Raw genomic sequence first — 23,633 nt, 5'->3', positions numbered from 1 at the left:
ATATTGACCTTATGAAAGAAGGTTTCGGGTGCCCGCATGGATGGTAACGATTTTGGACGGTTGGCCTATCTGGTTCTGCTGGGAGCCGCACTGCTGATGTGGTTCTTCACTCACAATCGGCAGTCGTTGGGGAAGACCCTGCAGATGGCTATGGCCTGGGTCTTCATCTTCATCGGGATCATTGCCGTTGTCGGCCTTTGGGGCGACATCCGCTCGACCGTTGGCGTATCTCCGCAGATGTCCGTGACCGGAGATGTGATCGAAGTACCCCGCTCGTTCGACGGGCACTACTACTTGCCGATGCTGGTGAATGGCAAACCGGTGACATTCCTGGTGGATACCGGGGCCAGCCAGATCGTGCTGAGCCCGCAGGACGCGGAGCGCGTCGGATTCGATACCGGTCAGCTGACCTTTCACGGGCGTGCCTCGACCGCAAATGGGGTGGTCCAGACTGCGCCTGTGCGCCTCGACAGCCTGGCGTTGGGGCCCATCACGGACCGAAATGTTGCGGCATGGATCAACGGAGGAGATCTGGACCAGTCCCTGCTTGGCATGGATTATTTGCACCGTTTTTCCAACATCCAATTTTCTGATGGCCGGATGATCCTGTCGCGCTGAACGGCGGCTTTCGGGATTGAGAACAAAGTGCGAACATGCTAGCATTCGGCCATGTCCACGCATCTTCTTGGCCGCAAACCGGCGCGCGCGGCGCCGGGGCTGACCCTGCATGATGAGATTTCGCTGCAACTGGCCCGCGTGCACGAGGCCTGCGGCCCCGCGCGGCGCAGCTTTGCCATGTGGCTGGCCGGTCAGGCGCAGGGGCCGGTTCTGTGGATCTCGCCCGCGTGGGAGGCCGATCAGCTGAACCCCGACGGCATGATGCCCTTTGCCGATCCCGCCCGTTTCCTGTTCGTCCGCCCCACCCGGACCGAGGACCTGCTGTGGTGCATCGAAGAGGCGCTGCGCAGCGGGGCGGTGCCGCTGGTGGTCGGCGATCTGCCGGGGGCACCGGGTCTGACGCCGGTGCGCCGGATGCATCTGGCCGCCGAACAGGGGGGCACGATGGGTCAGGCCCCGCTGGGGCTGCTGCTGACCCCGGGCGACGGCGGCGCGCAGGGCATCGAGACGCGCTGGCACATGGCCCCGGCGCACACGGGCCAGACCCGCCGCTGGACCCTGACCCGCCGCCGCGCCCGCGCCCTGCCCCCGGTCAGCTGGCACGCCACCCAGACCGCGCCGCGCACCGGGCTGCACCTGCAACGGATCGGCGCCGAGGAAACCTGCGCCTGACCGACCGGGCATGGATCACGCAAGTTGTGACTGGTCAAACCGCATCCCGCCCCCTAGCGTGCCGAAATGACCCATCCGATCCACGACAGCCGCTATTCCTGGCTTCGCCTTCTGGTCACGCTGGCCATTGCGGCGGTGGCCAATGTGGGCATGTGGGCGGTGATCGTGGTGATGCCCGCGATCGAGACCCAGTTCGGCGCCAGCCGGGCCGAGGCCTCGATGCCCTACACGCTGGCCATGATCGGATTTGCGCTTGGCAACATGTGGCTGGGTCAGGTGGTGGACCGGCTGGGCGTGACCAAGGCGCTGATCGGTGCCGCAGGCCTCAGCGCGCTCAGCTATCTGCTGGCGACATGGGCGCCGACGATCACGATGCTGTCGGTGGCGCATCTGCTGCTGGGCCTGGGCACCGCCGTCGGGTTCGGCCCGCTGATCGCCGACATCTCGCACTGGTTCCTGCGCCGACGCGGGATCGCCGTCGCGCTGGTGGCCAGCGGAAACTATCTATCCGGCGCGATCTGGCCCACGCTCCTGTCCGGTATCCTTGCCCGCGACGGGTGGCAGCAGGTTTATCTGACATTGGCGGTCATCACTCTGATCGTTGTCATCCCGCTGTCGCTGCTGCTGCGCCGGCAGGTCCCGGTCGAGGCGCATGGCACCGCCGCAGCTGCCGCGCAGATCAACGCGCGCAGCGTCGGCCTGTCGCCGCGGACCCTGCAATATGTGCTGGGCCTCGCCGGAATCGGCTGCTGCGTCGCGATGTCGATGCCGCAGGTCCACATCGTCTCCTACTGCGTGGGGTTGGGCTATGGCCCGGCGGTCGGGGCCGAGATGCTGTCGCTCATGTTGATGGGCGGTGTCGTCAGCCGGATCATCTCGGGGCTGGTGGCAGACAAGTTGGGCGGCGTTCACACGTTGCTGATCGGGTCGATCCTGCAATGCATCGCCCTGTTCCTGTTCCTGCCTTATGACGGGATGGTGTCGCTCTATGTCATCAGCTTGTTGTTCGGACTGGCGCAGGGCGGCATTGTGCCCAGCTATGCGCTGGTCGTCCGCGAATATATGCCCCCGCAAGAAGCCGGGGCACGGGTCGGTTTCGTGATGATGATGACGATCATGGGCATGGCGCTGGGTGGCTGGATGTCCGGCTGGATCTATGACGTGACCGGGAAGTATGAACTGGCCTTCGTGAACGGCATCCTGTGGAACGGGCTGAACATCGCCATTATTGCGACATTGCTGATGCGCTCGCGGCCGCGCCACGGACGGGTTCCGGCATGAGCCGCCTGACCCGCCGAACTCTGGTGCTGGCGGGGTTGGCATCGCTGCCCTTGGTGCGGCACGCCGTGGCCGCCCCGGTTCCGTATATACTTGAAACACAAGGGACATTGCTCGAATTCACATTCGGTCTGGCTGGCTCGGCCCAGACCGGCACCATGCCGATCCAGACCGCTGATGTTCAAGTGGACACGAAAAACCTGCGCAACAGCATGGTCGACGTCGTCCTGAACGTCGCCGAGGCACGCACGAAACTGCCGTTTGCACGCGGCCCGATGCTAAGCCGATCCGTGTTGGATGCCGCGCGGTTTCCATCTATCCACTTCGTCTCGACGGCCGTCAGCCTTGGCCCCGGCGGACGCATTTCCGACGGAGCGACCGTCACCGGCGATTTGACGGTGCGCGACGTGACCCGCCCGATCACTCTTGATGCCGCCCTCTATCGCCCGCCGGGTTCCGCAAAGGACGATCTGGACCGGCTGTTCATCCATTTGACCGGCGCGTTGAACCGGAACGATTTCGGCGCCACCGGCTATGCGGACCTGGTCGACGAAACTGTGGGATTGAACATACGAACCGAAATTCGCAGAAAACCCTGAAACTGGCGGAAAACGACACCACAAAGTCGAATAGCCGCGCGCATCGTCATGCGCCATTCGGACATCTACTGGACCCATGCGTACCATCATCTCATTCGCCGCCCTTTTTCTTTCGGTCATTCTATTGCAGCTTTCCACGGGCGGCGTGGGTCCGCTGGACGCGATATCCGGCCTGACGCTGGGGTTTTCGACCGAACAGATCGGCCTTTTGGGCTCGGCTCACTTTTTGGGCTTTTTCGCGGGATGCTGGTGGGCGCCAAGGCTGATGGGATCCATCGGGCACTCGCGCGCCTTTGCGGTCTGCACGGCTCTGGGCGCGATGGGTCTGATTGGCCACACGCTGACCGAAAACCCCTATGCCTGGGCCGCGCTGCGCATTGCCTCGGGCACCTGCGTGGCGGGTTGTTATACCGTCATCGAGGCCTGGCTGAACGCCAAAGTCACCAACGAAACCCGCGGCCGTGCCATGGGCACATATCGGTTGGCCGATATGGGAGCCTCCCTCAGCGCGCAGTTGATCATCGCAGTTCTGCCGCCTGCCTCTTATGTCTCTTACAACCTGCTGGCCATCCTGTGCTGTGCCTCGTTGCTGCCGCTGACCCTGACGCGCGCCAGCCAGCCCGAAACCCCGGACGCACCGCGTTTGCGGCCCAATCTGGCCTGGCATTGCTCGCCCTTGGCGGTGGCTGGAGTGATCGTCTCGGCCATCAGCTCTGCTTCGTTCCGGATGGTTGGTCCGGTCTACGGACAAGAGGTTGGGCTGGGCGTCGATCAGATCGCGTTCTTTCTGGCCGCCTTTGTTCTGGGCGGCGCGCTGGCGCAGTATCCGGTCGGGTGGCTGGCGGACAAATACGACCGCCGCTGGGTGCTGATCTGGATGTCGATTGCCGCCGTTATCAGTTGCAGCATCACCATGGCTGCCAGCGGCACGGGCACCGTCGGCGTCATGCTGGCCGCAGGATTATTCGGAATAACGACCTTTCCGATATTCTCGATCTCATCCGCGCATGCCAACGACTTCGCCACCACCGAGCAGCGGGTGGAACTGTCGGCGGCGCTGATGTTCTGGTACGCGCTGGGGGCCATTGCCTCGCCCTATGTTTCCTCGACGCTGATCGAGCAATTCGGCCCCGGCGCGCTGTTTGCCTTCGTGGCATTGGGCCACGCGGTCCTGATCATCTTTGGACTGGCACGGATGCGCTCGCGCCCGACGCCGGAGGAACGCACCAACTACGTCTACGCGCCGCGCACGTCCTTCACCATCGGCCGCCTGCTGAAACGCTCGCGCGAAGGGCGATAGCATTCTGGGGCTGGGATTTCCCGGTCCGGTTTGATAGAGCGCGCGCAGACAGTTAGGCGGAAACCAAACATGGCTCGGATTCTCATTACCTCGGCAATTCCCTACATCAACGGGATCAAGCACCTTGGCAACCTGATCGGCTCGCAGCTGCCGGCGGATCTGTTCGCGCGCTACCAGCGCGGCCGCGGAAACGAGGTCATGTTCTTGTGTGCCACCGACGAACACGGCACCCCGGCCGAACTGGCCGCCGCCAAGGCGGGCAAGCCGGTGGCCGAATACTGCGCCGAGATGCACGAGGTGCAGGCCGACATCGCCAAACGCTTTGGCCTCAGCTTCGATCACTTCGGCCGGTCGTCCAGCCCGCAGAACCACAAGCTGACCCAGCATTTCGCCGGCAAGCTGGCCGAGGCCGGGCTGATCCGCGAAGTGACCGAAAAGCAGGTCTATTCCAACGCCGACGGCCGTTTCCTACCCGACCGCTACATCGAAGGCACCTGCCCCAACTGCGGCTACGAAAAGGCGCGCGGCGACCAGTGCGAAAACTGCACCAAGCAGCTGGACCCGACGGACCTGATCGACCCGCGCAGCGCCATTTCCGGCTCGACCGACCTTGAGGTGCGCGAGACCAAGCACCTGTACCTGCGCCAATCGGCGATGAAGGATCAGTTGGACGCCTGGATCGACAGCAAGACCGACTGGCCGGTGCTGACCACTTCGATCGCCAAGAAATGGCTGCATGACGGCGACGGGCTGCAGGACCGCGGCATCACCCGCGATCTGGACTGGGGCATCCCGGTCAAGAAGGGCGACGAAGACTGGCCCGGCATGGAAGGCAAAGTCTTCTACGTCTGGTTCGACGCGCCGATCGAATACATGGCCTGCGCCAAGGAATGGGCTGACGCGCACGGCAAGCCGGATGCGGAATGGGAACGCTGGTGGCGCACCGACAAAGGCGCCGACGACGTGCGCTATGTGCAGTTCATGGGCAAGGACAACGTGCCCTTCCACACCCTCTCCTTCCCGGCTACGATCCTGGGCTCGGGCGAGCCATGGAAGCTGGTCGATCACCTGAAGTCGTTCAACTATCTGAACTATGACGGCGGACAGTTCTCGACCAGCCAGGGCCGTGGCGTCTTCATGGACCAGGCGCTGGATATCCTGCCTGCCGACTACTGGCGCTGGTGGCTGCTGAGCCACGCGCCCGAAAGCAGCGACAGCGAATTCACCTGGGAGAACTTCCAGCAATCGGTCAACAAGGACCTGGCCGACGTGCTGGGCAATTTCGTCAGCCGGATCACCAAGTTCTGCCGCTCGAAATTCGGCGAAGAGGTTCCGGCCGGTGGCGCATACGGCGAACGCGAACAGGCGCTGATCGAGGAACTGACCAAGCGCATCCGCGCCTACGAGGCGCATATGGAGGCGATGGAGGTGCGCAAATCGGCGCAGGAATTGCGCGCGATCTGGGTTGCGGGCAACGAATACCTGCAGGCCACGGCACCGTGGTCGACCTTCAAGGAAGACCCGGAACAGGCCGCCGCGCAGGTGCGGCTGGGCCTGAACCTCATCCGGCTTTACGCGGTGCTGAGCGCGCCGTTCATTCCCGAGACTTCGGCCAGGATGCTGAGCGCGATGAACACGCTCGACACCAGCTGGCCCGAGGACGTGGACGCCGCGCTGAGCGCCCTGCCCGCCGGGCACGCGTTCACGGTGCCCGACGTCCTGTTCGCCAAGATCACCGACGAACAGCGGGAAGACTGGCAAACACGTTTTGCCGGGGTGCGAAGCTGAGTACATCAAGGGGGCCGGCGGCCCCCTTTTTCACAACCAATTGACCCGACCGATCAAATTAAATCGTCGGACGATATTGGTTCGACGGCCGAGACATCCCCGGACAGGGTTCGAGCGTTTAAAATTCAAATACTTGAGAATTTTCAACAATACCTCCATCCTGACTTGGAGTTTAGTCGACTCGGGCTTCAGGAACGGTCCGGTTCGACCCAAATCCCGGTTTGAATGAGGCACTCGCAATGACCGTTGAAAAGACGCCTACCCACACGACCAGCAATCGAACGCTCTCGCGTCTCGGCCTTTGTGCGACACTGCTGGCATGCCTTGCGTTTACACCGGTCGCATTTGCCCAGGATCAGTCGGAAGCACCGCCGCCCAAGGTTTCGATTGCGGCCGCCTATACTCAGGAAATCACCGAGGAGGCTGTTTTCATCGGGCGGGCCGAAGCCACGGACAACGTGGACATCATCGCACGGGTCAGCGGTTTCCTGGAAAGCCGGAATGTCGAGGAAGGCTCGTTGGTCAACGAGGGTGATCTGCTGTTTACCATTGAGCCCGACCTGTATCAGGCCACGCTGGACGCCCGAAAAGCGGATCTTGATCGGGCCGAAGCCAATCTGGAACTGGCCAAGGTCGACTTGGCCCGCAAGGAAGAACTGTACAGGCGCGACGCAACGCCGGAATCCGAGCGCGACATTGCCCGTGCGAACGAGCTGGTTGCCGAAGCCGAAGTCAAAGCGGCCAACGCAGCCATTCAACAGGCGCAGCTTGATCTGGACTACACGCAGATCCACGCGCCGTTTTCCGGCCGGATCGGTCGGATCAGCACAAGCGTCGGCGACGTGGTCGGCCCCAACACGGAACCGCTGGTCAACCTGATCAGCGAAGCGCCGATCTACGTTAATTTCTCGTTGAATGAGAAGCAGTTCACCTCCGTTCTTCAGACTGTTGGTGAGACCGCCTCCACCCTTGCTGAAAGCAACAAGAGCCCGGTTGTCCGGCTTACGCTGCCCAATGGTACCGAGCTGGAAGAAACCGGCAAGATCGTGTTCGTGGACAACCGGATCGACCCGTTGACCGGCGCGATCACCCTGCGCGCCGAGTTTGCAAACGACAAACGTCTGATCGTGGATGGCGCCTTTCTGAACGTTCACATCGAGGCGCTTGAACCCACGCTTGAAGTGCTGATCCCTCAAGCTGCCCTGCAGCGGGATCAACGCGGAGAGTTCGTGCTGGTCGTCAACGACAAGCAGATGGTCGAACAGCGCTACATCACGACCGGCGACACGGTCGGTTCTGCCGTGATCGTCAAGGAAGGTCTGCGCGAGGGCGAAAGCGTCATCGTGGAAGGGCTGCAAAGGGTGCGCCCGGGTGTTGCCGTTGACGCCGTTGTCGCCTCTGAACAGCCGGGAGAATAACTGATGTTTTCCGCCCTGTTCATCAGCCGGCCCAAGCTGGCACTTGTGATCTCGCTTGTGCTGACAATCATGGGGGCGATCGGCTACATGGTCCTGCCGGTTGCCCAATTCCCGGACATTACGCCGCCGGTGGTCAGCGTCACGACGACGTACACCGGCGCCAACGCCGAAACCGTTGAAAACACGGTTGCCGCGCCGATCGAAGCGCAGGTCAACGGCGTGGACGACATGATCTACATGACGTCCACATCCTCGGACAACGGCTCGTATTCGCTGAACATCACGTTCGAAGTGGGCACCGACCCCGACATCGCGTCGGTCAACGTGCAAAACCGTGTGGCGCAGGCCATGTCCTCGCTGCCGACCGAGGTTACCTCGTCGGGGGTGGTGACGCAGAAAGCGTCGACCAACATGCTGTTGCTGGTCACCTTGACCTCGCCCAACGGCACCTACGACAGCGTGTTTCTGTCGAACTACGCGTCGATCAACCTCAAGGATGCGCTGGCACGGGTGCAGGGCGTGGGCAAGGCCGACGTTCTGACCAACCTGGAATACGCGATGCGGATCTGGATGGATCCCGACAAGATGGCCGCCCTTTCCATCACGCCGGGTGACGTGATCTCGGCCATTCGCGAACAGAACATCGAGGTTTCCGCTGGCTCGATCGGCGCCCCGCCGGTGCCTGAAGGCCAGACCTTTCAGTACACGATCAAGACCAAAGGCCGCCTGACATCGGCCAAGGAGTTTGGCGATATCGTCATTCGGACCGGCGACGCCGGCTCGATCGTGCGGATCCGTGACATTGCGCGCGTCGAACTGGGGGCGGAATATTATGCCGCATCGGGCTATTTTCAGGCCGTTCCGGCGACGGTAATCGGCATCTACCAAGCGCCGGGCGCCAACGCGCTGGCCGTGTCCGACCGCGTCGAAGCCGAACTGGAGCGTCTTTCACGGTCGTTCCCGACCGATGTGGAGTATGCGGTTCCCTTCAACACTACGGACTTCGTCGAACAGTCGCTGAACGACGTGGTGTCGACGCTGATCCTGACCTTCATTCTGGTGATCTCGGTCGTGTTCATCTTCTTGGGCAGTTGGCGGGCGACCATCATTCCGGCCGTGGCGATTCCGGTCTCATTGATCGGGACATTTGCGTTCCTGCTGCTGTTCGGGATGTCGCTGAACACAATCTCGCTTTTTGCACTCGTGCTGGCCATCGGGATCGTGGTCGACGACGCGATTGTGGTCGTCGAGAACGTGGAACGGATCATCGCCGAGGAAGGCCTGCCGCCGGCCGAAGCGACCCGCAAGGCCATGGGGCAGATCACCGGCCCCGTCATTGCGACAACTCTGGTTCTGCTGGCCGTGTTCGTCCCCGTGACCTTCATGCCCGGTATCTCCGGGCGGCTGTATTCACAGTTCGCGGTTACGATCTCGACCGCCGTCGTCATCTCGTCCATCAATGCGCTGACCTTGTCCCCGGCGCTGTGCGGTTTGGTCCTTCAGGCGCGTTCAGGCCCACCCAAGGGTCTGCTGGCGGTATTCGAGAAATTCATCGGGACGATGCGCGCAGGCTATGTGTCCATCGTACGCAAGCTGCTGATCATCCCCGTGGTCTCGCTTGGCATCATTGCAGGGTTTGCCTTTGGCGGCGTGACGATCATGTCGAACACCTCCAGCGGGTTCCTGCCGCTTGAAGACAACGGCTATCTGTTCGTCGACATCCAATTGCCCGACGCGGCGACACTGGAGAGAACCGAGGCGGTATCCAAACGTGTCGATGACCAGATCCGCGAGATTCCGGGCGTGGCGAATACCGTTCTGATCAACGGTTTCTCATTGCTGAACGGAACCATCACCAACGGTGCGGCTGTGTTCGTCAACCTCGACAACTGGGACGAACGGCAAGACGAGGATCTGACGGCGGACGCCATCCTGCAGAAGGTACTGGCCATCGCCAACGGCGAATCCGCCGCTTCGATCGTCGCGTTCAACCCGCCGCCGATCCAAGGTCTTGGCATGTCGGCGGGCGTGGAAATGGAGGTTCAGCAAACCGGAGGCGGCTCGCCGCAGGATCTGGCCTCGGCCGTGGGATCCTTTGTCTACGCGGCCAACCAGCGGCCTGAAATCGGCCAAGCCTACACGACCTTCCGGGCCAACGTCCCGCAGCTGTTCGTGGATCTGGATCGGGAAAAGGCAAAAACGCTGAACGTTTCGGTCGCCGAAATCTTCCAGACCATGCAGGCTCAGCTTGGCTCGTACTATGTGAACGACTTCAATCTGTTCGGCCGCGTCTATCGCGTGATGATCCAAGCCGAAGGTTCGTATCGTGACAATGTCGAGGACATCTCGAACCTGTACGTCCGCTCGAACACCGGTGAGATGGTCCCGCTGGGAACGCTCATCGACGTCGAAAACGTGCTTGGCCCGGTTCTGTTGAAACGCCACAACCTGTTCCGTTCCGCGACGGTGACAGCGGTTCCGGCCGAAGGTCTGTCGACCGGTGACGCAATCACCGTGATGACAGAAGAGTCGGCGACCGCCCTGCCCCCGGGATATGCCTTTGAATGGACCGGAACCGCCCAACAACAGCTGGCATCCGGCGGGCTGGTCGTGGTGATCCTAGGGCTGGCGATCCTTTTCGGGTATTTGTTCCTGGTCGGACAATACGAAAGTTGGACGATGCCGGTCTCGATCCTACTGTCGGTGATCGTGGCCCTGTTCGGCGCGGTTGCGGCGGTGGCGATCGTGGGCAGTGACATCAACCTGTACACGCAGATCGGGATGATCATGCTGGTGGGGCTTGCGTCAAAGAACGGTATCCTGATCGTGGAATTCGCGATGGAGCAGAGGGCCAAGGGTCTGTCTGTCAAGGACGCCGCCGCCGAGGCTGCGCATCAGCGTTTCCGGGCCGTCATGATGACCGCGCTGTCCTTCCTGCTGGGCGTTGTGCCCTTGCTGGCAGCCAGCGGTGCTGGTGCCGCCAGCCAGAAGGCGATTGGTGTGGCCGTATTTGGCGGGATGCTCGCCGCGACCCTGTTCGGGGTGATCCTGGTGCCGGTCCTCTATGCGGTGATGCAGAGCATGCGAGAGTGGATCAAGGGCACGAACAAGGATCCCGACCCTTCTGAAAAGGCGGCCTGACCGACAGAAAAAAGAAACGCCCCGCGACATACGCGGGGCGGTTTTCTTTGGTGGGTTACTGAGCGGTTTTCAGTTGTTGCTGACGACGCTTCTGCATCCAGGCCTCGATCTGCTCAACCTGCTCGGGTTTCAGGCGCAGTCCCAGTTTGTTTCGACGCCAGATCACATCCTGCGCTGTACGGGCATATTCCTTGTCCATCAGCCATTCGAGCTCACGCTCGGTCAGGGTCGCGCCAAAATCGACGCCCAGATCATCGGCCTGGACTGCGTTCCCGAGGATGATGCGTGCTTCGGTGCCGTACGCATGTACCAGTCGGTGCGCCCATTTGTCGGTGAGGAACCCGTAGTCAGCCTTCAATCCGGCAACCAGTGCCTCTACCCCGTCGACCGGGAAATCCCCGCCCGGCAGAGCGACTCCCGCAGTCCAAGGGCCAGAGAGGTCTGGGAAGTGTTCGGCCACCTTCTCCATCGCGCTTTCGGCAAGGCGGCGATAGGTTGTGATCTTGCCACCAAACACGTTGAGGACCGGCGCGCCGCCCTCGGCGTCCACTTTCAATGTGTAGTCCCGCGTCGCTGCCGTGGCGCTTTGGGCGCCATCATCATACAGCGGGCGCACGCCGGAGTAGGTCCAGACAATGTCGTCACGCGAGATCGGCTTCTTGAAGTATTTGGACGCGAAGGCGCACAGATAATCCTGCTCGGCCTCGGTGCAGACGGGCGGCTCGGACGGATCGGGGTGGTCCTGATCAGTGGTCCCGATCAGAGTGAAGTCCTGCTCATAGGGAATGGCGAAGATGATGCGCCCGTCCTCACCTTGGAAGAAGTAACATTTGTCATGGTCGTAGAGACGCGGCGTCACGATATGGCTGCCGCGCACCAGCCGCACGCCCTCGCGTGAGTTCGAACGGATCTTGGTCCGAATGATGTCTCCAACCCACGGCCCGCCCGCATTGATCAGCATCCGCGCGCGCAGTTCACGGGTTTCACCGCTTTCGCAATCCTGCACGGTGATCTGCCAAACATCTTCGCTGCGTTCGGCCGACAGAACCTTGGTGCCCACCAAGATCCGCGCGCCGCGTGCCTCTGCATCGCGTGCGTTCAAGATCACCAGCCTTGAATCCTCGACCCAGCAATCGGAATACTCATACGCGGTTTCGAACTTGTCCTGCAGCGGCGCACCCTCGGGCGCCGTGCGCAAGTTCAATGAACTGGTTCCCGGCAGGATCTTGCGGCCGCCCAGGTTGTCATACATTAACAGCCCCAAACGGATCAGCCAGGCAGGCCGCCGCCCCTTCATCCACGGCATGACCGTCCCCAACAACCGCGACGTGGGCGTTTCAGAGTCAAACCGCATGTCCGGGTGATACGGCAGAACGAACCGCATCGGCCAACTGATATGCGGCATGGCACGCAAAAGCGTTTCACGTTCGATCAGGGCCTCGCGGACCAGACGGAACTCGAAATACTCCAGATAGCGCAGCCCTCCGTGAAACAGCTTGGTCGAAGCAGACGAAGTGGCCGAGGCCAGATCGTTCATCTCGGCGAGCGTGACGCTCAACCCGCGCCCTGCGGCGTCGCGCGCGATGCCGCAGCCATTGATGCCGCCACCGATGATGAAAAGATCGGTGATCTGGGTGTCCGACTGTTCCATGTCTGATGATTCCATTTGCAAAAGGGTCGCGCGCATTAACGCGACCGACACTCGTTTAGTCAATTTCGATTTTCGTTTTTGTTCGCTTTGTCGCATCTCGTGCAACTTGGTCGTCGTTCACTTCTTTCTTCTTCGGCACCCAGTCGGGAAAACATCAGGCTTGCGCTAGATGCCCAAAAAGAACAAAAACGAACAGAGCCACACCCGCGGAGCCGAATATGTCCCTGTCCTTTCGCCAATCCGACATCCTGAGCCTTGCCAAGCAAAACGGACGTGTCGCGGTCGAGGATCTGGCCGAGCGGTTCAATGTCACTGTCCAGACCATTCGTCGGGACCTGTCGGAACTGTCCGATGCCGGGATGCTGGACCGCGTTCACGGCGGCGCGGTTCTGAGGTCGGGCGTTTCGAATATCGGTTACGAAGACCGCCGCGGATTGAACGACGAAGCCAAGACACGCATTGCCAAACGGTGTGCCGCCGACATACCCGACGGAGCATCGGTGTTCATGAATATCGGCACCTCGACCGAGGCCGTAGCGCGGCAACTTCTGACCCACAAGAACCTGATGGTCGTGACCAACAATATGAACGTGGCCAACATTCTGGTCGAAAACCCTGAATGCGAGATCGTGGTCGCTGGTGGTGTTCTGCGCCGCTCCGATGGAGGCCTGATCGGAAATCTGACCGTCTCGACCATTCGCCAGTTCAAGTTTGACTACGCGGTCATAGGGTGTTCTGCGTTGGATAGCGAAGGCGATCTGCTGGATTTCGATTTTCAGGAAGTGAACGTCAGCCAGACAATCATCGCGCAGGCGCGGCATACCAGCCTTGTTGCCGACCACTCGAAATTCCAGCGGTCGGCCCCGGCCCGCATCACGTCATTGTCCGAAATCGATACGTTCTATACAGACGCACCCGTCACATCCGAACTGGCTGCGCGCTGCCGCGAATGGCAGACCCAATTGGTGGTGTGCCGCTAGGGTTCGCTCGCACTTAAGGCGAACGGACGATCCCAAAACTTGCCAGATGGCAGCGGGCCTGACAGTATCACCACCATTGCAATCGTTGCACGGGAGGGGAGGACCGAGCCATGATCGCGCTTTTATTTGCGTTACTTACAGCCGTTATGGCGCTGAATTACTTTGGACGGACAAAAGCCGGAAACGTGGTTTTCTTTCTCACGCTGGCGTTGAGCGTCTATTGGCTCAAGTTTCACGCCACCAGCCAACTGACAATTCAGTTGTAGAAAGGGACGATCATGACACCTGAACTGTCCCGTACTCTGAATGCCCTAGGAATGCTGGCCGTCAGCCTTGTTCTGCTGCTGGCCTATGTCTACCAGCTCAAGCTGTACGAACTGCCCTGCCCGCTCTGCCTGTTGCAGCGAGTTGGCTTCGTCGCGGTTGGTGTTGGTCTGGGCCTGAACCTGCTTTATGGCCCGCGGCCCCAACACTATGCGATCATGCTGATTGCGGCCCTCTACGGCGGCAGCGTGTCGGTGCGGCAGATCCTTCTGCACATCGTGCCGGGAACCGGGCACTATGGCTCTCCGGTGTTGGGCCTGCACTACTATACTTGGGCTGCCATCTGCTTTTTCCTGATCCTGTTGGGCACCGCCATCATGCTGATGTTCGAGAAACAGTATGTCTCGGACACGCGCGCGGAACCACGCTTTGGCGGCAGCACATTGGCAAAGGTTGCGTTCTTCATCATGCTGGGTCTTGCGGTGCTGAACGCCGGTTCGACGCTGTTGGAATGCGGTCCGGGCATCTGCGCCGACCCGCCGACCAGCTACAAATTGATTGACGAACTGGACACCAACAACTGAGGATGGGGCAACCGTCCAGACAGGAGGCGCGACGATGGGACTACTGGGGCAGCCGCTGGGTTATTATGACTACCTGACATTCGTAGCGCTGATCCTACTGCTGGCGGCGGTCATGGCCTTGTTTCTGTTCATCATGGGCCTGCCCGGCCGGATCGCAATCAAGCGCAACCACCCCCATGCCGAAGCCGTCAAACTGATGGGATGGATGGGGTTTCTGGCGATCATCCCTTGGGTGCACGCCTTTATTTGGGCTTATCATGATGGCATGACCGTGGACATCCGCCGCTTGCCCGAGGGCGAGCGCGAAGCGATCCGCAAGGAGATCGAGCGCCTTGGCGGGCAGGTCAAGGACGAGTACCGGGCCCCTGCTGCAGACGACCCACAGAAAACCTGACGCCGAAGGAAATCCACCACTATGTTCGTCGCCCTCGGCATCACGCTTTTCTACATCATTTTTGTCTGGTTCATTTTCTTCAAAGCACAATGGCTCAAGTTCAACATTGTCTGGGGGATCGTTTCGTTCTGGGTCGGCGCCCATCTGCTGCTGATCTTCCTGGTCGCGCTGCGGTTCTTCCAACCCTTCTCGATCGACAGCCACGTGGTGCGGTCCACCATCCAGATCGTCCCGAAACTGACCCAACCGACCATCCTGACCGAGGTCTTGGTCGAACCCAACACGCCCATCACCAAGGGTGATCCGCTGTACCGGTTTGATGACACGGTGTTCAAGCTGGCCGTCGAGAACGCGCAGGCCCAACTGGTGGCTGCGGAGCAGAACGCCAAAATCCTTGAACAGGACGTGATCGCCTCGACCGAGGCGGTGGAGCGCGCCAATGCCCAGCTGGCTTATGCGATGACGCAGAAGGCGCGCTATGAAAACCTGGTGCCTGCCGGGGGTGCGCGTCAGGACGAGCTGGATCGCTGGAACGAACAAGTGACCGAAGATCAGGCTGCGGTCAAACAGGCTGAGGCCAATCTAAGAAAGGCGCAACTTGCGCAGGAATCACAGATCGACGGAGTGAACACCGGTATCCTTCAGGCCAAGGCGCAGCTGGCCGAAGCACAGTATTTCCTCGATAATACAACGATCTACGCTCCTGAGAACGGTATGATCGTCTCGCAACAGGCCCGTCCCGGCCTTGTGGTCGGTGATATCCGACTTGGGGCCATCGCCAGCTTCGTGACTGAGGATTCGCCCTATATCCTGGCCACATACCGCCAGCAGAACCTGAAATTCGTCGAACCCGGTCAGCCTGTCGAGGTCGCGCTGGACCTGTACCCGGGTGAAATTCTGACCGGCAGGGTCGAGGCCATCTGGTGGGCCACCCGGCAGGGGCAATACCTGCCTTCTGGCCGCCTGCCGGGGTTCGAGCTGCCTAAAATTCCCGGGCGCATCGCGGTGCAGATTTCGGTCGACGTCCCTGAAGGGCATACCTTCCCCGCTGGCGGGCACGCGGCCGTGGCCATCTACACGGGACAAGGCAAAAGCTTCGAGTTTTTGCGCCGCATCAACATCCGCCTCTATTCCTTCGCCAACTTCATCCGACCGTTGGATATCTGAGCATGACACACATGAACCCGGACCATCCGCGCAGGCCACGAAACCGCCGCCGCATGTTGATCGGCACCGCGCTGAGCGCCGCATTGCTGTTTGCCTGCACCCCGGTCGGGCCGGATTTCGTGCGCCCCAACTCTCCGGTCGTGAAACAGTGGATGGAGGCCAACAGCCCCAGCGCCAGCCGGGCCAGCGGGCTAACGTCGCGCAGCGCCCCCGTGGTCAAATGGTGGCAGAGCTTCAATGATCCGACCCTGAACAAGCTGGTGGCCGAGGCCTATGCCCAGAACCTGACGCTTCAGGTCGCAGGCGCGCGCGTGTTGCAGGCCCGCGCGCAACTGGGCATCGCCTTCGGCGAGCTCTATCCGCAATCTCAGGCCGTGGGCGGATCATTGGAGCGGCGCCGGATCAGCGACAACCTCGGTCCCATTGCCGATATCAACCGGATCATTCCGCTGGATACCGAGTTTTCGACGTCGCAGGTGGGATTTGACGCCCAGTGGGAACTGGACGTCTGGGGCGCGCAGCGGCGCGGCGTGCAGGCGGCGCGATCGAACCTGGCGCTACAGGTCGCCAACTATGACGATGCGCTGGTAACGCTGACGGGCGATGTGGCCGCGCTGTACATCAACATCCGCGCCCTGCAGGAGTCGCTGGCCGTCGCGCGCGAGAACATCAAGCTGCAGCAGGAAGCCAATGATCTGACCCAGTTGCGGTTCAACAATGGTGTGACAACGGAATTGGATGTGCAGGAATCCACCGCCCTGCTGAACAACACCAAGGCGCTGGTGCCGACGCTGGAAAGCGATCTGCAGCAGGCCAAGAACGCGCTGGCGGTTCTGTTGGGCTCGACACCGTCGCGCATGACCGGCTTTCTGGGAACGTCCGGGCGGATCCCGTCAGCAAAATCGAACGTCGCCGTCGGTGTTCCGGCCGAACTGCTGCGCCGCCGCCCCGACGTTCGCGCCGCAGAACTGGCTGCAGCCACGCAATCGGCGCAAGTGGGCATTGCCATGGCGGACCTGTATCCGCAGTTCATCCTGTCGGGCTCGATCGGCCTGCAGGCGTCCGGCGGGCGCGACCTGTTCAGCTCGAACAGCACCACAGGTCTGGCCAGCGCCGGCGTGGTCTGGAACGTTCTGAACTATGGGCGGATCAAGAACAACGTGCGCGCGCAGGACGCCGCCTATCAGGCGCTGATCGCCAACTATCAGAACACCGTGCTGACCGCCTATTCCGAGGTCGAAAGCGCCATGGTTGCCTATGCCCAGGCGCGCAAGCAGGTGACGTTCTACCAACGCAGCGTCGACGCAGCGAGCAAGGCCGCCGACATTGCCGTCAGCCAGTATCGCGACGGCATCGCAGACTATTCCCGCGTGCTGAACACGCAGACCGCGCTTCTGCGCTCGCAAGCCAACCTGATCGAGGCGCGCCAGCAGGTGTCGTCGAATCTGGTCGCGGTCTACAAGGGTCTGGGCGGGGGCTGGCAGATCCGTCAGAATCAGGAGTTTCTGCCGGAAACCGTACTGGCCGAGATGTCCTATCGCACCGATTGGGGGGACCTGCTGCAGCAGGACCCAACACGCGCAAGTCTGAACTAGGCGCTATTTCGTCAGGCCCGTCAGGCCGCCAGAGATCAGGATGTTCACCTCGTAAAGGATGCGCGGCGCGGCCAGACCGCCTGGGCTGGCAAGATAGTTGGGGCTCCACTCCGGGTCGAACTTTTGCTTGAAGGCGCGCAGCCCCTCGAAGTGATAGAACTGCTCGCCGTGCTCGTAGACGAAGCCGCCGATCCGGTTCCAGAGCGAGGCGAGTTGCCGGTTCTCGATCCCGGAAAACGGCGCGGCCCCCAATGAGAACCAATTGAACCCTTGGCCGGCGCCCCAGTCCATCATCTCGGCGAACAGAGCATCCATGACAAAGCTGGGGCAGTCGGGCTCGTACCGCATCAGATCCAGCGACAATTCCGACTTGTTGCCACCCTGAAACAGGTTGGCAAAAGCCACGATCCTACCCGTCTCGCCGTTCTTCAGAACCGCATGATCGAAATAGGACAAATACTGCTCGTCGAACCCGCCCAGAGCAAAGCCCTTTTCCGCGCCCGCCTTGCCTTCCAGCCAGTGATCCGAGATCTGGCGCAGCTCCGGCAGGACCGGTGCAAGCTGTTCCTTGGGAATGATCTCGAAGACATATCCTTCACGCTCGGCCCGGTTCCGGGCCTGACGGAACCGCTTGCGGGATTTGCCGTCCAGCGTGAAGTCCTTGAGCGGTACCCGGGCAACCTCACCGATCTTGAGGATCGACAACCCGAGGTCCAGAAACGTAGGCAGGTACTTGGTGGACACGCTGTAAAATGCGCAGAGCTTGCCTTCGGCATCGGCCATTTCGCGCAACTGCCAGATCAGTTGCTGGCCGGCGGCCTCATCGCCGACAGGCTCGCCCTTGCTGATCAGCGCGTTGCCGGAATCGGCATAGGCCAGAAAGGCGCTTTCATCTGGCGCGATCAGGAACTGTTTGTCGCCGGTCAGGCTGATCTGCGCCTCGGTGTCTTCGCTGGCAAGCGACAAACGTTCGACCGCCGCAGGAATCTCGGTGCGGTGACGTGCGGGGATGGTGCGTCCGAACAGCGAGTTCACGGCCACCACCCCGACGATGACCGCCACCACCATGCTGGAGCGCAGGAACCGCGAGGCATCGCCATTCCATGCAAACTCCCACCACAACGCGTTTTCGTATTCGACATGGGAATAGGCGAACAACCCGATCCAGAAGATCACCGCCAGCAACGCGATCAGACTGACCAGCCAAGGAATGTTCAGCCGGAAGATAGAGGCGCCGCTGACCCGGTAGAAAGCCCCCCGAAACAGGGCCAACAAACCGATGGCTGCAAGCATTCCGATGGCCTCATGCGTATCCAGCCCCTTGGCCAGCGACGCGAAGAACCCGGCCAGCATCAGGATCATGGCAACGATCCATGCCCGGTAGAGCTTGCGGTACAGCCCCCGCGCCACAAGCAGCAGCAGAACGCCAATGGCGCTTCCGGCCAGATGCGATGCCTCGACGAAGGACAGGGGCAGAAACTCGCGCAGGATCCCCAGCTTCGTCGAGCTGGCAGGCAAGGTGCCGGACACCAGAAGAACCACACCGGCCACTGCCGCGATACCGGCAGCCACCATCGGCACGATTGGCCGGACGGCCCGATAGAACCAAGTAGCCGCGCCGCTGATGTGATGCCGGTGTGCCAGCGCCGAAGCGACGGCGATCGACAGGCTTGCGATGGCAAATGGCAAAAACGTGTAGACAACCCGGTAGAGCAGCAAGGCGGCAATCACGTCCGACCGACCCGAGGCCCCCAGCCCTGCGATCAAAGTGGCTTCGAACACACCGATTCCGCCCGGCGCATGGCTGAGAATCCCAACTGCGATTGCGCAGATATAGATGGTGAAGAAATACGGATAACCGACGCCTAGATCGTCGGGCATCAGAACATAAAGAGCCATCGACGCGCCGAACAGATCCCCGATTGCGGCCAGTGTCAAAAGGCTGGCCAACTTGCCTCCGGGCAGGTCAAATCCCACTCCGCCAAAGGCCAGCCGACGCCCGCCTTTGGCCAGCCATACAAACAGAACCAGCAGACCGACCAGCAGGGCAACCCCGATGACCGTTTCAAGAGTTCCGCTGATCGGCAGCGCTTGGGCGATCCCGTCCGGATGAAGCGTCATCATTCCGCCGAGGATCAGGATGAGACCCATCCAGAATGCCACCCATGATGTGGCGATCACGCCCGCGACCCGTCCCAGATCCAACCCCAGCGACGCATAGATCCGATAGCGGATCGCCGTGCCCGTGATGTACGAAAATCCGAGGCAATTCGACACCGCATAGCCGCTGGCCCCGGCCATGGCCGCGATGCGAAGGGGGACCGTTCCCCCCGCCACGCTCTGCACGGCGAAGACGTCATAGAAGGACAGAGACAGAAAACTGAAGGCCGTCCAGAACACGGCAAGGAACATCACCCGCCAAGACGTTCCGGCAATGTCAGATTGCACGTCCGACCATTTCACATGGCTCGACAGGTCGTGCAGCACCGTCAACGCGATCAGCGTTATCACCACAGGTATCGCAAGCCTGACGACCGGCTGCTCCAACAGACCGGTCACCCGGGCAATCAGGATTTCCGCCCGCGAGTTTTCGCCTGGGTCTGCTGTGCTCATATTGATTTCCCTGCCCATGGGCTTGATCAAGCCTGCGGGAAAACTCTTGCACAAATCGTTTGGTATTCAAAGCTATGCCGCGCTGGTGAATGGCGGGCGGTTCAGAAGCGGCCTTTTCGGGTGGACAGAAGCAGATTGGTCTCGGAGCGGGTCACGCCTTCGATGCGGCGGATCTGGAACAGAACCTCGTCCAGTTCGGCCAGCGTCTCGGTCCCGATCTCGGCGATCAGGTCCCATCCGCCATTGGTGGAATGCACCGCCCGCACCTGCCGCATCGCCGCGATCCGGGCCATGATGCGCTCGGTCCCGCGCCCTTCGATTTCCAGCATCATCAACCCGCGCACCGGGCTTTGCGCGACGTCCCGACGGGTCAGGACAGTAAAGCCCACAATCTCACCCGATTGCTTGAGCCGCTGCAGCCGGCTGCGCACGGTCGTCCGCGTTACACCCAGCACTTCTGCAAGCTCTGACAGGGACGCGCGAGCGTCTCGGTGAAGGGCGCTGAGCAAGCGGCTGTCCAGATCGTCCATTCCGTGTTTCCATTTTGGATTTTCAGATTTCATTTTGAGCATTTTGCCTCCTTCACGCAACCCGCATTGCACCGCTAAATGAACGTATGGATACCAAATCAGTCATTCTCGTTGGTGCCGGCATGGACGTCGGCAAGCGGCGACAGGGTTGCCGGATGGGACCCGACGCGTACCGGGTGGCCGGAATCGCCGAGGCGCTGTCAGACCTCGGGCACACGGTCACAGACTTTGGCGACACCCGCCCGGACACAGTCGACATGCCGCAACATGATCACCTCTTTGCCCTACCCGAATGCGTAGGTTGGACGCGGGCTTTGATCCGGGTCGCGCAACAGGCGGCCCAACAAGGTCTGCCGATCTTCATGGGCGGGGACCACGCCCTGTCGATGGGCACGGTCTCTGGCATGGCCGCCCATGCGCAGCAGATCGGGCGCCCACTATTCGTGCTTTGGCTGGACGCGCACAGCGATTTCCACACGCCCAACAGCACCGGCAGCGGCAACCTGCATGGCACTCCGGTGGCCTACTTCACGGGCCAGCCCGGGTTCGACGCTTTCCCCGCTTTGGATGCTCCGATACCCACGGACCGCGTCGGCATGATCGGCCTGCGTTCCGTTGACCCGGCCGAGCGCGCCGCGCTTGAGAAAGACCGCGCCATGCTGGCCGACATGCGCAGCATCGACGAACACGGCATCAAGGCTCCGCTGATGGCCTTTCTAGACCGCGTCCGTGCCGCGAACGGTATTCTGCATGTCTCGCTGGACGTGGATTTCCTTGACCCCGCCATCGCGCCGGCCGTCGGCACCACCGTTCCCGGCGGCGCGACCGAACGCGAAGCGCATCTGGCCATGGAACTGCTGCACGAAAGCGGGCTGGTCTGCTCGCTGGACCTGGTCGAGCTGAATCCTTTCCTGGATGAGCGCGGCCGTACCGCGAAACTGATGGTCGATCTGGCCGCCTCGCTGCTTGGGCGCCGCATCTTCGACCGCATTACCCGGAGCTTCTGATGCATTCCCTTCAGGCCCCTTCGGCGGTGGTCATGATCCGGCCACACGCCTTTGCCTCGAACCCCGAGACCCGTGACGACAATGCGTTCCAGACGCTGGCCAACCGCTCGGCCGAGGCGACCTCGGCCGCCGCCCGCGACGAGCATGACCGCGCGGTCGAGCAACTGCGCAACGCCGGCGTGACCGTGCATGTGTTCGACGATTTCGGTGACAACGACACGCTCGACAGCGTGTTTCCGAACAACTGGTTCTCGACCCATCCGGGCGGACACGTGGCGATCTATCCGATGTTCGTCCCCTCGCGCCGGCGCGAACGGCGGATGGATGTGATCGAGATGCTGAAACGCGACTATCGCGTTCAGGACGTGATCGACTATTCCGGCCTCGAGCAGGACAACCTCGCGCTGGAGGGTACCGGTGCGATGGTGCTCGATCACGTCGGGCGCATTGCCTATACCGTCAAATCCAACCGCGCCGACCCGGTGCTGCTGGAACGGTTCTGCACCCATTTCAACTACGAGCCCATCGCCTTCGAGGCCCGCGACGCGCAAGGCCGCGATGTCTATCACACCAATGTTCTGATGGGGATCGGCACGCATTACGCCCTGATCTGTCTGGACATGATCACCGACCCCGAGCGGCGCGCGACCGTTCGGGCGCGGCTCGAGGAATCCGGCCGCACGGTGATCGACCTGACCCACGACCAGATCGCCGAATTTGCCGGTAACGCCATCGAACTGACAGGCCGCGACGGGCTGGTTCTGGCGCTGTCCAGCCGGGCTTTGGCCTCGCTGCGCCCTGATCAGATCGACATCATCCAGGACAGCGCGACGCCCCTGCCGCTGTCCGTTCCCACCATCGAAACCGCCGGCGGGTCGGTGCGCTGCATGATCGCAGGCATCCACCTGTCACGCCGCTAGGAGAGACCCCATGCAACCTTCCGACAAGGCGCTTGTTCCCTTCGTATCCGTCGACAACATGATGCGGCTGATCCACCACATCGGTGTCGAAAGAATGATCACCGAGATCGCCGCCCAGATCGAGGACGACTTCAAACGGTGGGAGAGCTTCGACAAGACCCCACGCATCCCGGCCCACTCCCCGCATGGTGTGATCGAACTGATGCCGACCTCGGACGGTGAGGCCTATGGGTTCAAATATGTGAACGGCCACCCCAAGAACACGTCCGAAGGCCTGCAGACCGTCACCGCATTCGGCCTGCTTGCGGACGTGTACACCGGGTATCCGACCCTGTTGACCGAGATGACGATGCTGACAGCGCTGCGCACCGCGGCAACCTCGGCGCTGGTCGGTAAATACCTGGCTCCCAAGAACGCCACCACCATGGCAATGATCGGCAATGGCGCACAGTCCGAGTTCCAGTGCCTGGCCTTCAAGGCCATGTGCGGGATCACTACCGTTCGCCTTTATGACATCGATCCCGACGCCACCGCGAAATGCGCGGCCAACCTGCAAGGGACCGGATTGAAGGTGGTTTCGTGCCGCTCGGCCGAAGAGGCGATCGAGGGCGCGCAGATCATCACCACCTGCACCGCCGACAAGAAATATGCCACCATCCTGACCGACAACATGGTCGGCCCGGGCGTGCACATCAACGCGATCGGAGGCGACTGCCCCGGAAAGACCGAATTGCATCGCGACATTCTTCTGCGGTCCGACATTTTCGTGGAATACCCCGAGCAGACCCGGATCGAAGGTGAAATTCAAGCTCTGGACCCCGACCACCCGGTCACCGAGATGTGGCAGGTCATCACCGGTCAGGCCGAAGGTCGGCGTGACGAGCGGCAGATCACTCTGTTTGACAGCGTCGGTTTCGCGATCGAGGACTTCTCGGCCCTGCGCTACGTCAAGCGCGCGATCGAGGGAACCGAGTTCTTCGAGCCACTGGACATGCTGGCGGACCCGGACGATCCGCGCGACCTGTTTGGCATGCTCATGCGGGCCAAGTGAGCCGTATCGCCCAGTTTTGCGGTTAGGCCGGATGGGGGCGCTGCCCCCGCTCAGTCTTTGCGA

The 23,633-nt window shown here is 61.5% G+C and carries 20 protein-coding genes; 17 read left to right on the top strand and 3 right to left on the bottom strand.

Annotated features, from left to right (window positions below; all coding sequences use genetic code 11):
• Positions 1-36: 36 nt before the first annotated feature.
• The 8 genes from K3752_RS07005 to K3752_RS06970 all read left to right on the top strand — a co-directional run bounded on the left by K3752_RS07005 (position 37) and on the right by K3752_RS06970 (position 10,814).
• Positions 37-618 carry a TIGR02281 family clan AA aspartic protease gene (locus K3752_RS07005; protein WP_170338984.1) on the top strand — a complete coding sequence of 194 codons (582 nt, stop codon included), beginning with the start codon at positions 37-39 and terminating at the stop codon, positions 616-618.
• A 51-nt stretch (positions 619-669) separates the two neighbouring features.
• Positions 670-1,290: an ImuA family protein gene (locus tag K3752_RS07000; protein WP_260065806.1), complete on the top strand. Its 621-nt coding sequence runs from the start codon at positions 670-672 to the stop codon at positions 1,288-1,290.
• A gap of 66 nt (positions 1,291-1,356) precedes the next feature.
• Complete coding sequence (locus K3752_RS06995) at positions 1,357-2,571, top strand: CynX/NimT family MFS transporter (RefSeq protein WP_260065805.1); 1,215 nt, start codon at positions 1,357-1,359, stop codon at positions 2,569-2,571.
• Positions 2,568-3,167: a YceI family protein gene (locus tag K3752_RS06990; protein WP_260065803.1), complete on the top strand. Its 600-nt coding sequence runs from the start codon at positions 2,568-2,570 to the stop codon at positions 3,165-3,167. The genes K3752_RS06995 and K3752_RS06990 overlap by 4 nt, the downstream gene beginning before the upstream one ends.
• A gap of 76 nt (positions 3,168-3,243) precedes the next feature.
• Positions 3,244-4,467 (top strand): MFS transporter, encoded by a 1,224-nt coding sequence (locus K3752_RS06985; RefSeq protein WP_260065800.1) that lies wholly within the window; start codon positions 3,244-3,246, stop codon positions 4,465-4,467.
• Between the two features lie 69 nt (positions 4,468-4,536).
• Complete coding sequence (metG, locus tag K3752_RS06980; RefSeq protein WP_260065798.1) at positions 4,537-6,255, top strand: methionine--tRNA ligase; 1,719 nt, start codon at positions 4,537-4,539, stop codon at positions 6,253-6,255.
• Between the two features lie 239 nt (positions 6,256-6,494).
• Positions 6,495-7,673, top strand: a complete 1,179-nt coding sequence (locus K3752_RS06975; RefSeq protein ID WP_260065796.1) for an efflux RND transporter periplasmic adaptor subunit — start codon at positions 6,495-6,497, stop codon at positions 7,671-7,673.
• A 3-nt stretch (positions 7,674-7,676) separates the two neighbouring features.
• Positions 7,677-10,814, top strand: coding sequence for an efflux RND transporter permease subunit (locus K3752_RS06970; RefSeq protein WP_260065794.1), 3,138 nt, complete (start codon positions 7,677-7,679; stop codon positions 10,812-10,814).
• A 55-nt stretch (positions 10,815-10,869) separates the two neighbouring features.
• On the opposite strand, the gene glpD is transcribed toward K3752_RS06970, so the two are convergent.
• Positions 10,870-12,465 (bottom strand): glycerol-3-phosphate dehydrogenase, encoded by a 1,596-nt coding sequence (gene glpD / locus K3752_RS06965; protein WP_260065793.1) that lies wholly within the window; start codon positions 12,463-12,465, stop codon positions 10,870-10,872.
• Positions 12,466-12,683: 218 nt separating this feature from the next.
• On the opposite strand from glpD, the gene K3752_RS06960 reads away from it, so the two are divergent.
• The 6 genes from K3752_RS06960 (at position 12,684) to K3752_RS06935 (ending at position 17,449) form a co-directional block, all read left to right on the top strand.
• The gene (locus K3752_RS06960) at positions 12,684-13,445 is read left to right on the top strand and encodes a DeoR/GlpR family DNA-binding transcription regulator (RefSeq protein WP_260065791.1); all 762 of its coding nucleotides are present in this window, start codon (positions 12,684-12,686) and stop codon (positions 13,443-13,445) included.
• A gap of 110 nt (positions 13,446-13,555) precedes the next feature.
• On the top strand, positions 13,556-13,711 hold the full coding sequence (locus K3752_RS06955) for a DUF5993 family protein (protein ID WP_170339565.1): 156 nt from the start codon (positions 13,556-13,558) through the stop codon (positions 13,709-13,711).
• A gap of 12 nt (positions 13,712-13,723) precedes the next feature.
• Positions 13,724-14,293: a disulfide bond formation protein B gene (locus tag K3752_RS06950; protein WP_170339003.1), complete on the top strand. Its 570-nt coding sequence runs from the start codon at positions 13,724-13,726 to the stop codon at positions 14,291-14,293.
• Between the two features lie 34 nt (positions 14,294-14,327).
• Complete coding sequence (locus K3752_RS06945) at positions 14,328-14,687, top strand: DUF3302 domain-containing protein (RefSeq protein ID WP_093961840.1); 360 nt, start codon at positions 14,328-14,330, stop codon at positions 14,685-14,687.
• 21 nt (positions 14,688-14,708) lie between these two features.
• Positions 14,709-15,854 carry an HlyD family secretion protein gene (locus K3752_RS06940; RefSeq protein WP_260065787.1) on the top strand — a complete coding sequence of 382 codons (1,146 nt, stop codon included), beginning with the start codon at positions 14,709-14,711 and terminating at the stop codon, positions 15,852-15,854.
• A gap of 2 nt (positions 15,855-15,856) precedes the next feature.
• The gene (locus K3752_RS06935) at positions 15,857-17,449 is read left to right on the top strand and encodes an efflux transporter outer membrane subunit (protein WP_260065785.1); all 1,593 of its coding nucleotides are present in this window, start codon (positions 15,857-15,859) and stop codon (positions 17,447-17,449) included.
• 3 nt (positions 17,450-17,452) lie between these two features.
• Here the strand turns inward: K3752_RS06935 and mprF are convergent, their stop codons facing one another.
• Both mprF and K3752_RS06925 read right to left on the bottom strand, forming a co-directional pair.
• Positions 17,453-20,062 (bottom strand): bifunctional lysylphosphatidylglycerol flippase/synthetase MprF, encoded by a 2,610-nt coding sequence (gene mprF, locus K3752_RS06930; RefSeq protein ID WP_260065783.1) that lies wholly within the window; start codon positions 20,060-20,062, stop codon positions 17,453-17,455.
• Positions 20,063-20,163: 101 nt separating this feature from the next.
• The gene (locus K3752_RS06925; RefSeq protein WP_093961837.1) at positions 20,164-20,592 is read right to left on the bottom strand and encodes an Lrp/AsnC family transcriptional regulator; all 429 of its coding nucleotides are present in this window, start codon (positions 20,590-20,592) and stop codon (positions 20,164-20,166) included.
• Between the two features lie 86 nt (positions 20,593-20,678).
• Here K3752_RS06925 and rocF point away from each other — a divergent pair, with 86 nt between their 5' ends.
• The 3 genes from rocF to K3752_RS06910 are packed head-to-tail and all read left to right on the top strand — an operon-like array spanning position 20,679 to position 23,570.
• Positions 20,679-21,599 (top strand): arginase, encoded by a 921-nt coding sequence (gene rocF, locus K3752_RS06920; protein WP_170433080.1) that lies wholly within the window; start codon positions 20,679-20,681, stop codon positions 21,597-21,599.
• On the top strand, positions 21,599-22,519 hold the full coding sequence (gene ctlX / locus K3752_RS06915; protein WP_260065779.1) for a citrulline utilization hydrolase CtlX: 921 nt from the start codon (positions 21,599-21,601) through the stop codon (positions 22,517-22,519). Before rocF ends, ctlX begins: the two co-directional genes overlap by 1 nt.
• A gap of 10 nt (positions 22,520-22,529) precedes the next feature.
• Complete coding sequence (locus K3752_RS06910; RefSeq protein ID WP_260065778.1) at positions 22,530-23,570, top strand: ornithine cyclodeaminase; 1,041 nt, start codon at positions 22,530-22,532, stop codon at positions 23,568-23,570.
• Positions 23,571-23,633: the final 63 nt, after the last annotated feature.

The sequence above is a fragment of the Ruegeria sp. B32 genome (genome assembly GCF_025141855.1).
Lineage (GTDB): Bacteria > Pseudomonadota > Alphaproteobacteria > Rhodobacterales > Rhodobacteraceae > Ruegeria > Ruegeria arenilitoris.
Note: the sequence above shows the minus strand (reverse complement) of the source record. Positions and strands in the feature narration are given on the sequence as shown.

What these genes read in the sequence shown, in the direction of transcription:
- K3752_RS07005 (WP_170338984.1), top strand. Translation starts at nt 37, where the DNA reads ATGGATGGTAACGATTTTGGACGGTTGGCCTATCTGGTTCTGCTGGGA.
- K3752_RS07000 (WP_260065806.1), top strand. Translation starts at nt 670, where the DNA reads ATGTCCACGCATCTTCTTGGCCGCAAACCGGCGCGCGCGGCGCCGGGG.
- K3752_RS06995 (WP_260065805.1), top strand. Translation starts at nt 1,357, where the DNA reads ATGACCCATCCGATCCACGACAGCCGCTATTCCTGGCTTCGCCTTCTG.
- K3752_RS06990 (WP_260065803.1), top strand. Translation starts at nt 2,568, where the DNA reads ATGAGCCGCCTGACCCGCCGAACTCTGGTGCTGGCGGGGTTGGCATCG.
- K3752_RS06985 (WP_260065800.1), top strand. Translation starts at nt 3,244, where the DNA reads ATGCGTACCATCATCTCATTCGCCGCCCTTTTTCTTTCGGTCATTCTA.
- metG (WP_260065798.1), top strand. Translation starts at nt 4,537, where the DNA reads ATGGCTCGGATTCTCATTACCTCGGCAATTCCCTACATCAACGGGATC.
- K3752_RS06975 (WP_260065796.1), top strand. Translation starts at nt 6,495, where the DNA reads ATGACCGTTGAAAAGACGCCTACCCACACGACCAGCAATCGAACGCTC.
- K3752_RS06970 (WP_260065794.1), top strand. Translation starts at nt 7,677, where the DNA reads ATGTTTTCCGCCCTGTTCATCAGCCGGCCCAAGCTGGCACTTGTGATC.
- glpD (WP_260065793.1), bottom strand. Translation starts at nt 12,465, where the DNA reads ATGGAACAGTCGGACACCCAGATCACCGATCTTTTCATCATCGGTGGC.
- K3752_RS06960 (WP_260065791.1), top strand. Translation starts at nt 12,684, where the DNA reads ATGTCCCTGTCCTTTCGCCAATCCGACATCCTGAGCCTTGCCAAGCAA.
- K3752_RS06955 (WP_170339565.1), top strand. Translation starts at nt 13,556, where the DNA reads ATGATCGCGCTTTTATTTGCGTTACTTACAGCCGTTATGGCGCTGAAT.
- K3752_RS06950 (WP_170339003.1), top strand. Translation starts at nt 13,724, where the DNA reads ATGACACCTGAACTGTCCCGTACTCTGAATGCCCTAGGAATGCTGGCC.
- K3752_RS06945 (WP_093961840.1), top strand. Translation starts at nt 14,328, where the DNA reads ATGGGACTACTGGGGCAGCCGCTGGGTTATTATGACTACCTGACATTC.
- K3752_RS06940 (WP_260065787.1), top strand. Translation starts at nt 14,709, where the DNA reads ATGTTCGTCGCCCTCGGCATCACGCTTTTCTACATCATTTTTGTCTGG.
- K3752_RS06935 (WP_260065785.1), top strand. Translation starts at nt 15,857, where the DNA reads ATGACACACATGAACCCGGACCATCCGCGCAGGCCACGAAACCGCCGC.
- mprF (WP_260065783.1), bottom strand. Translation starts at nt 20,062, where the DNA reads ATGAGCACAGCAGACCCAGGCGAAAACTCGCGGGCGGAAATCCTGATT.
- K3752_RS06925 (WP_093961837.1), bottom strand. Translation starts at nt 20,592, where the DNA reads ATGGACGATCTGGACAGCCGCTTGCTCAGCGCCCTTCACCGAGACGCT.
- rocF (WP_170433080.1), top strand. Translation starts at nt 20,679, where the DNA reads ATGGATACCAAATCAGTCATTCTCGTTGGTGCCGGCATGGACGTCGGC.
- ctlX (WP_260065779.1), top strand. Translation starts at nt 21,599, where the DNA reads ATGCATTCCCTTCAGGCCCCTTCGGCGGTGGTCATGATCCGGCCACAC.
- K3752_RS06910 (WP_260065778.1), top strand. Translation starts at nt 22,530, where the DNA reads ATGCAACCTTCCGACAAGGCGCTTGTTCCCTTCGTATCCGTCGACAAC.